The organism is Flavobacterium sp. (genome assembly GCF_044348915.1).
Lineage (GTDB): Bacteria > Bacteroidota > Bacteroidia > Flavobacteriales > Flavobacteriaceae > Flavobacterium.
The window spans coordinates 1-8,860 of record NZ_JBIKRX010000099.1; the positions used below are offsets into that span (position 1 = coordinate 1).

9 protein-coding genes are annotated in these 8,860 nt (G+C 36.0%); 6 read left to right on the forward strand and 3 right to left on the reverse strand.

Going from position 1 to position 8,860, the window contains the following annotated elements:
• Nucleotides 1–161 precede the first annotated feature (161 nt).
• Nucleotides 162–1,724, reverse strand: coding sequence for an NAD(P)/FAD-dependent oxidoreductase (locus tag ACIQ1E_RS12625; protein ID WP_396171662.1), 1,563 nt, complete (start codon nucleotides 1,722–1,724; stop codon nucleotides 162–164).
• A 33-nt stretch (nucleotides 1,725–1,757) separates the two neighbouring features.
• The gene (locus ACIQ1E_RS12630) at nucleotides 1,758–2,810 is read right to left on the reverse strand and encodes a DUF2891 domain-containing protein (protein WP_396171663.1); all 1,053 of its coding nucleotides are present in this window, start codon (nucleotides 2,808–2,810) and stop codon (nucleotides 1,758–1,760) included.
• 86 nt (nucleotides 2,811–2,896) lie between these two features.
• On the opposite strand from ACIQ1E_RS12630, the gene ACIQ1E_RS12635 reads away from it, so the two are divergent.
• Nucleotides 2,897–3,130, forward strand: a complete 234-nt coding sequence (locus tag ACIQ1E_RS12635; RefSeq protein ID WP_396171670.1) for a hypothetical protein — start codon at nucleotides 2,897–2,899, stop codon at nucleotides 3,128–3,130.
• 71 nt (nucleotides 3,131–3,201) lie between these two features.
• Here the strand turns inward: ACIQ1E_RS12635 and ACIQ1E_RS12640 are convergent, their stop codons facing one another.
• On the reverse strand, nucleotides 3,202–5,397 hold the full coding sequence (locus tag ACIQ1E_RS12640) for a RecQ family ATP-dependent DNA helicase (RefSeq protein ID WP_396171664.1): 2,196 nt from the start codon (nucleotides 5,395–5,397) through the stop codon (nucleotides 3,202–3,204).
• An 87-nt stretch (nucleotides 5,398–5,484) separates the two neighbouring features.
• Between ACIQ1E_RS12640 and ACIQ1E_RS12645 the strand changes: the two genes are divergently transcribed.
• The 5 genes from ACIQ1E_RS12645 (at nucleotide 5,485) to ACIQ1E_RS12665 (ending at nucleotide 8,735) form a co-directional block, all read left to right on the forward strand.
• Entirely contained in the window at nucleotides 5,485–6,450 is a 966-nt protein-coding gene (locus tag ACIQ1E_RS12645; protein ID WP_396171665.1) for an SIS domain-containing protein, read from the forward strand.
• Nucleotides 6,450–7,271: a twin-arginine translocase subunit TatC gene (gene tatC, locus ACIQ1E_RS12650; protein ID WP_396171666.1), complete on the forward strand. Its 822-nt coding sequence runs from the start codon at nucleotides 6,450–6,452 to the stop codon at nucleotides 7,269–7,271. The genes ACIQ1E_RS12645 and tatC overlap by 1 nt, the downstream gene beginning before the upstream one ends.
• Nucleotides 7,255–7,605: a carboxymuconolactone decarboxylase family protein gene (locus tag ACIQ1E_RS12655; RefSeq protein WP_396171667.1), complete on the forward strand. Its 351-nt coding sequence runs from the start codon at nucleotides 7,255–7,257 to the stop codon at nucleotides 7,603–7,605. Before tatC ends, ACIQ1E_RS12655 begins: the two co-directional genes overlap by 17 nt.
• A gap of 91 nt (nucleotides 7,606–7,696) precedes the next feature.
• Nucleotides 7,697–8,437: an LPS export ABC transporter ATP-binding protein gene (gene lptB / locus ACIQ1E_RS12660; RefSeq protein WP_396171668.1), complete on the forward strand. Its 741-nt coding sequence runs from the start codon at nucleotides 7,697–7,699 to the stop codon at nucleotides 8,435–8,437.
• Between the two features lie 58 nt (nucleotides 8,438–8,495).
• Entirely contained in the window at nucleotides 8,496–8,735 is a 240-nt protein-coding gene (locus tag ACIQ1E_RS12665) for a hypothetical protein (RefSeq protein WP_396171669.1), read from the forward strand.
• The last annotated feature ends 125 nt before the right edge of the window (nucleotides 8,736–8,860 follow it).

Here is an 8,860-nt window from a genome sequence, read left to right on the forward strand (position 1 = left end):
TAGATACAATAGAAGGTCAAATATGGGGACAATCTTCGATGTGTTAATGAAAAAGATGGTGAAATTTGAATAAATATCAATAAAATCAATAGATAACAAGGGTGCTCTAAGCGCCTATACCTAAAATTTTATTTCTTATTCAGAGAAATTGTAACTTGTTCCTACTTTTTCAATAATTCCCCAATTTTCAACGCACATTTCTCTCCATCAATTGCCGCAGAAATAATTCCACCCGCATAACCTGCACCTTCTCCGCAAGGGTACAACCCCTTTATTTGAAGGTGTTCCAATGTTTCTGCGTCTCTATGAATGCGCACTGGCGAGGAAGTTCTCGATTCTGGTGCGTGAAGTACAGCTTCATTAGTCAAGAAACCACGCATCGATTTTCCGAATTCAACAAAACCTTCTCTTAATATTTGGGTTAGGAATCCAGGGAAAACTTCGCCCATTTCCACCGAAGTTGTACCGGGAACATAAGAAGTTTTCGGGATATTAGACGAAACTTTCTTTTGGGTAAAATCAACCATTTTTTGAGCAGGAACTTTTTGAGTCTTTCCTGCCAAATGCCAAGCTTTTTGTTCGATACTTTTTTGGAATTCCATTCCAGCCAAAGCGCCAAATTTGGCAAATGGTTTGAAATCTTCCAACTTTAATTCGACTACAATACCCGAATTGGCGGTAGCCTGATCTCTTTTAGACGGCGACCAACCGTTCGTAACTACTTCGCCAGGACTTGTTGCACAGGGCGCAATCACTCCACCGGGACACATACAAAAAGAGTACATGCCCCTACCTCCTACTTGCTTTACGATAGAATAGGGTGACGGTGGTAAATGCTGTCCGCGATAATCACAACTATATTGAATACTATCTATCAAAGTCTGCGGATGCTCGGCTCGAACACCTAAAGCAAATGCTTTTGCCTCGATGAAAATTTGTTTATTATCTAATAATTCATAAATATCACGAGCAGAATGTCCTGTGGCAAGAATTATTTTATTAGCCAAGATCGTATCCCCATTTTTAGTAACGATCCCTTGAACTTCATTGTTTTTGATGATAATATCGGTCAAACGCGTTTCGAAAAGGACCTTACCTCCCATTTCGATGATTTTTTCCCGCATATCCTGAATGATTTGCGGTAATTTATTGGTTCCAATATGTGGATGGGCATCGACTAAAATGTCATGTGATGCCCCATAAGCGACGAATAATTCCAAAATTCGGGTTACGTCACCGCGTTTTTTGGAACGGGTATATAATTTTCCGTCTGAATAGGTACCTGCTCCTCCTTCGCCAAAACAGTAATTAGAATCTTCATTTACTATGTGGTCACGATTGATAGCTTTCAAATCTCTTCGTCTTCCTCGAACGTCTTTCCCTCTTTCGATAACGATAGGTTTCAGACCCAATTCTATCAATTGTAAAGCAGCAAACAAACCTGCCGGACCTGCTCCCACAACGATGACTTCCTGCGCATTTTCGACATTTTTATATTCAGGTAACTCAATTTTAGAATCTTGAATTTCTTCTCCAAGCATATAAATAGTGACTTTCAAATTGAATTTCACCGCTTTTTGTCGTGCATCGATCGAACGTTTTAGAATGGAAATGTGCAGAATTTCCTTGACATCTACCCGAATTAATTTGGCCACATGATGTTTGAGCAACGATTCATTAGTAGCTGTTTCTGGTGATACTTGAAAGAGAAGTTCTTGAGGCATGAAAATATTTTTGGCAAAAGTAAGGAATTGTTGTTACTTTTTCTCTTCGTAGGCGTGCAAAGCAAAAGTAGCTAACCAATGTTCGCCCTCATAATTTCCATCGACAACAGATGGCAATGAAAAATCAAAATGCGAATCGGCCAGCATTCTTAAATGAGAGAACTCTTTCGGATACTGACTCATCAAATGATACAGATTCCAAGCACGACTAAAATTTAATCCATCAAGATGTACTAAATGTCCGTCTGTGCGGTCAGAAACTTTGGCTACTTCCCAAGAAAATTTTTTATTAAAAAGTTGCGGAGCAAACTTTTTTAACCAAACGAAAAACTCATTTTGAGGTAATACTCGTTGCATCAAACCCATTTCTTCAAGACAAGGCGAAAGAAAATCGGTACCACTCGGCTCCCAATTGAATGGACAATTTTGGTCGTTGAGAAAAAGTCTACTTGCATTTTCTTTTACTACTTTCTGAAATGCTACATTTTTAGAATATAGCGCATAATCATAGGCCAACGACAAACCAAAAGCTGTATTGGAATGAGTTCCCACCCGTATTGGGTATAACAATTTCGGTAAAAACTCAGAATATCTTTGAATAAATAGCGCGGATAATGGTTTTAGATTCTGTGCCAATTCCTGCGCAAATGGTTCTTTATAGCTTTCTAATTCCTGCTGCAATTTTAAAACCCAAGCCCAACCATAGGTTCTTTCAAATGATTTTTCATGATTCTTTGAAAGATACTCAATTTCTTTTTGAATGTTTTCCTTAGAAAGATTGATTTTAATTTTGGCAATGATTGCATCTCTTTTGTCAATATTTGAAAATTTATTCAATAAATAAACCAAACTCCAATGTCCATGCACAGAAGAATGCCAATCAAAACAACCATAAAAAGCGGGATGCAACTTTTTGGGCGATTGAATTTCTGTACTATCAATAAGCATTTGCCCTAATTTGTTTGGATATTCTTGTTGCAAACATTTGATAGGCAATGAAGCCAAATGATTCGCTTGTTCGATCGAAAGTCCTTGCGAAAAACAACTAACCGAAAAAAGCAGGGCAAAGTATTTAAAATAATTCATGGGATAATTTTTTTTCAAATTTAACAAAAAGTTACCTTTGAATAATTAATAACCTTACTATGTCTAGACACACGAGCGACAGCGAACTGCCGAAGAAAATAAAATTAATTTGGGATTTTCGGGGTCCAAGTTCTGCTAAAATTGCTGAGCATCACGAAATTCATTTGAAGGAATATATCATTGCCGAAAAATTATCACCAAACATAACCGGTTTTGAAGTCCTAAACGAAATGTATGCAACAGCCTTTATGGTGGTTACCGATGAAACGATGATTCAAGTTCGTGACGCATTGAAACCACATCGAGGGGAAGTTTTTTAGTAACCAGTATTCAGTTTTTAGTGTTCAGTCAAACCAAACTGATTACTAAAAACTGAACACTGAACGCTATTTTAATTCGCTACTTCGCTAATAAATTTAATTCGCATTAGGCGCAATTCATCAATATCATAATCCCCATCAAATTCTTTTAGTGCTTCTTCGATGTTATCGGAATGTGATTCCATAAAATAGTCATGAATTTCTTCTTGCTGATCGTCGTCAAGCATCTCATCAATCCAATACTTGATATTCAGTTTTGTACCAGAATTTACAATTTGTTCCATTTCCGTAATCAAGGCTTCCATCGTCAATCCTTTGGCGGAAGCAATATCATCCAGCGGTAATTTTCGGTCTATATTTTGAATGATATAGAGTTTATTTATTGAATTGGCTCCCGTAGATTTTACAACTAAATCTTCAGGACGAATAATATCATTATCTTCGACATATTGATTGATTAGAGTAATGAATTCCTTGCCGTACTTTTTGGCTTTTCCTTCTCCAACTCCATGAGTATTAATCAATTCATCCATCGAAATTGGATATTTCAATGCCATATCTTCTAGTGAAGGATCCTGAAATACAACAAAAGGAGGAACGCCCAATTTTTTGGCAACTTTTTTACGCAAGTCACGCAACATTCCCATCAGAACTTCATCGGCAACCCCAGTTCCTTTAGCAGCTGTCACTATCGCTTCATCCTCAGATTCGTTATATTCATGGTCCTCTGACATCATAAAGGAAGTTGGATTTTTTATAAAATTCAGTCCTTTTTTTGTTATTTTAACAACACCATAGGTTTCGATGTCTTTGGATAATAATCCGTCCACTAAAACTTGTCGCAACAATGCCATCCAATATTTTTCGTCATGATCTGTTCCAGAACCAAAAAAGGATTGAACATCAGTTCGATGGGCTTTTATCACTGCATTTACTCGACCAATTAGTGTAAAGACCACTTCTTTGGATTTATAAATATGTTTGGTATCGCGCACGACTTCAAGCAATTTTACTACTTGTTTTTTAGCTTCAACCTTCACTTTAGGATTGCGAACATTGTCGTCCATATCGCCACCTTCACCTGTTTCATTATCGAATTCTTCACCAAAATAATGCAAAAGGAATTTTCGTCTAGACATAGAGGTTTCAGCATAAGCTACCACTTCCTGTAATAATGCAAAACCTATTTCCTGCTCGGCAACTGGCTTTCCTGATAAGAATTTTTCGAGTTTTTCTACATCTTTATAGGAGTAATAAGCCAAACAATGTCCTTCGCCACCATCACGACCAGCTCTACCAGTTTCTTGGTAGTAACTTTCTAATGATTTTGGAATATCGTGATGAATTACAAAACGAACATCGGGTTTGTCAATTCCCATCCCGAAAGCAATGGTAGCAACAACCACATCAACATCTTCCATTAGAAACATATCTTGATGTTTGGCACGTGTTTTTGCATCTAAACCTGCATGATAGGGCACAGCGCTAATTCCGTTTACTTGTAAAACTTCGGCAATAGCTTCAACTTTTTTACGACTGAGGCAATAAATAATCCCTGATTTTCCTTTATGAAGTTTTATAAAACGAATGATGTCCGCTTCAATATTTTTAGTTTTTGTACGTACTTCATAATATAAATTAGGCCTATTGAATGATGCTTTATAGGTGGTTGCATCTACCATATCCAAATTTTTAAGGATATCTTCCTGAACTTTTGGAGTAGCTGTAGCGGTAAGTCCAATGACAGGAACTTCGCCTAATTGCTTGATAATATGTTTTAGATTTCGATATTCAGGTCTAAAATCATGGCCCCATTCGGAGATGCAATGTGCTTCATCTATCGCAACAAATGAAATAGGCACTGTTTGAAGAAAAGCTACGTATTCTTCTTTGGTCAAAGATTCAGGAGCAACATACAAAAGTTTAGTTATTCCTGCGGAAATATCTTTTTTTACTTGGGAAATTTCCGTTTTGGTCAGTGAAGAGTTTAAAACATGGGCTACTCCATTTTCGGAGGATAAGCTTCGAATAGCATCAACTTGATTCTTCATTAAGGCGATTAAAGGGGAAACAACAATCGCTGTTCCGTCTTGAACTAAAGCAGGCAATTGGTAACAAAGAGATTTGCCACCACCTGTAGGCATAATTACAAAAGTGTTTTCTTTATTGAGAATACTCTTTATTACGCGCTCTTGTAAACCTTTGAATTGGCTGAAGCCAAAATACTTCTTTAATTCTCTGTGGATGTCAATTTCGTTTGAATTCATTCTTTATTAATGGTATTTTATCTAAATTTGCGTTTCATAAAGATACTAATTTCTTTCATATTTACAAATTTTTATAAAAATTCTATTTTGAACACAAAAGAAAACATTTTGATTTTAGCAAAAAATACGATTCTATCCCAGAGCGAGTCTATTGCTAAACTCATTGATTATATCGACATTCAATTTGTAGAAGCCACACAATTACTATTCAATTCTAAAGGCAGATTGATTGTAACAGGCATCGGAAAAAGCGCCATTATTGCTCAAAAATTGGTCGCCACTTTCAATTCTACTGGTACCCCATCGCTATTTTTACACGCGGCCGAAGCCATACACGGAGATTTAGGAATGGTTCAACCTGACGATATTGTACTTTGTATTTCAAAAAGTGGCAATAGCCCTGAAATAAAAATTCTTGTGCCCCTTATCAAGCGATTTGGCAATAAATTAATTGCCATTACAGGAAATACAACTTCATTTTTAGCCAAAGAGTCTGATTATGTTTTAAATACTACTGTTGATGCCGAATCTTGTCCTTTGAATTTAGCCCCAACGAATAGTACAACAGCACAACTCGTTATGGGTGACGCGCTTGCAATGTGCCTAATGAATTTACGAAATTTCACCCGTGAAGATTTTGCAAAATACCATCCTGGCGGCTCTTTGGGCAAAAAACTGTTACTCCAAGTAAAAGATTTACTCGAAAATTCTTTGAAACCTATGGTAACTCCCGAAACTCCAATAAAAAAAGTGATTATCGAAATTTCCGAAAAAAGACTTGGAGCTACTGCTGTTGTGGAAAACAAAAAAGTAATTGGAGTAATTACTGATGGAGACATCAGAAGAATGCTTAATAATAATGATACTTTTGCACATTTGACGGCGAAAGATATTATGACAAAAACGCCAAAGATGATACAATCTTCTACAATGGTTGTTGAGGCTTTAAATATTCTCGAAGACTTTTCAATTACTCAATTGATTGTTTCAGATAATGGAGAATACAAAGGAATTGTTCATTTACATGATATATTAAAAGAAGGGATCGTATAATGGAAAAAAAACAACTTAAAGAAATGTCTTTCTTGGACCATCTTGAGGAATTGCGATGGTTACTAGTTCGAAGTACTATTGCAATCATTATAATGGCATTCCTTACTTATTTTATAAGTGATTATTTGTTTGACACCATTATTTTTGGTCCCACAAGACCTTCTTTTTATACGTATCGTTGGTTTTGTGATTTGTCACATTATCTGAATTTTGGAGAAAGTATTTGTATTGAAGAACTGCCTTTTATCATTCAAAATACTTTAATGGAAGGCCAAGTCAACATGTTCGTTTGGATGTGTCTGTTGGCAGGTTTCATTCTAGCTTTTCCTTATATATTATATCAAATTTGGGGCTTCATAAGTCCTGCATTGTATCCTAATGAAAGAAAAAATGCAAAATTTTTCATTTTCATTTCTTCCTTGTTATTCTTTTTAGGAGTGTTATTTGGTTATTTCGTAATTATTCCGATGTCAGTCAACTTTGTGGCGACTTTTACTGTAAGTGAAATGGTTAAAAACCAATTTACTTTAGAATCGTATATCGGAATGTTTAAAACATCCGTAATAGCAGGCGGATTATTTTTTGAATTACCAATAATAATATATTTCTTAACCAAATTAGGATTAGTAACACCTGAATTCCTTAGAAAATACCGAAAATATGCTATTGTAATCGTATTAATTGTGGCTGCAATTGTTACTCCTCCAGATGTGGTGAGCCAGACCATTGTTGCCATTCCGATGCTGATTATTTTTGAATTGAGTGTAATTATATCATCCATTGTTTATAAAAGAAAACTAAAAAATGAGCAACTTAGTTAAAGAATTCAATGATTATCGTTCTAAGATGAACGAAAAATTATTGGCAGACAACAATAAAATTGTAAAACGAATTTTCAATCTTGATACGAATGCGTACGCCGATGGAGCATTGGATGTAAAAACCAAAGAACTTCTAGGACTAGTAGCTTCGGCTGTTCTTCGATGCGATGATTGTGTAAAATACCATTTAGAAAATTGCCATAAAGAAGGTATTTCAAAAGAAGAAATGATGGAAGCAATGGGAATCGCAACTCTAGTTGGCGGAACTATTGTCATTCCGCATTTACGCAGGGCGTATGAGTTTTGGGAAGAACTTGAAGAAAGTCAGCAGTAATCAGGTTGCAGTTAGCAGATTCCAAAATTGAAGTTAAATACTAAAATCAGAGCACTGATTTTTGTTAATTTGTAAAATAAATAAAGTATCAATGAAGCTAAGAGCCGAAAATCTAGTTAAAACATACAAAGGAAGAAGTGTTGTAAAAGGCGTTTCGGTAGAAGTAAACCAAGGCGAAATTATAGGCCTTTTGGGGCCAAATGGTGCCGGGAAAACAACTTCTTTTTATATGATTGTTGGTTTGGTAAAACCCAATATGGGAAATATTTATCTTGACGATTTGAATATCACTGATTTTCCAATGTACAAGAGAGCCCAGCAAGGCATTGGCTATTTAGCGCAAGAAGCCTCAGTTTTTAGAAAACTTAGCGTCGAAGATAATATCTTGAGTGTTTTGCAGCTGACCAATCACACTAAAGAGGAACAAGAAGCCAAAATGGAAAGTTTAATTGAAGAATTTAGTTTGGGCCATATTCGCACCAACAGAGGCGATTTGCTTTCGGGTGGAGAGCGCCGTCGCACCGAAATTGCCCGTTGCTTGGCGACCGATCCAAAATTCATACTTCTTGACGAACCTTTCGCAGGGGTTGACCCTGTTGCCGTGGAAGACATTCAGCGAATTGTTGCGCAACTAAAAAACAAAAATATTGGCATCCTGATTACCGACCACAACGTTCAAGAAACCTTAGCCATTACCGACAAAACTTACCTTATGTTCGAAGGTGGAATCTTGAAAGCTGGTGTTCCAGAAGAATTGGTTGAAGACGAAATGGTACGCCGGGTTTACTTAGGTCAGAACTTCGAATTGAGAAAGAAAAAATTAGAGTTTTAGACGATTAATCAGTGGTCAGTTTTGGAGTAACCAGTCTAAAAAACTAAATCTAATTATAATGAATAATTCAGAAGAACCTAGCGAAGATACAAAAGAAAGATGGCACAAAGATCCTGACAATTTGATTTGGGGAATTTTTTATTACAACAAAGAAGACCAGCGTTTATTACCTCCAAAAATAATTCCTATTATGGGTTGGACTGTAAACTTTGCTAATAGAAATTCAGTGTTATTGTTTGTATTTAGTATGCTACTCATCATTGTGTTTGTTGTATTTATGAGTAAATTTAAAAACTAATTACTCCTATAGGTATAGGCGTTTAGGCCGCCCAAAAACGAAAATAGTATTACCTTTGTCAAATGAGTACAAGGGAGAAATTTATAGGTGTGAATTCAATAACATTTAACAAGCGATTTAAGGAA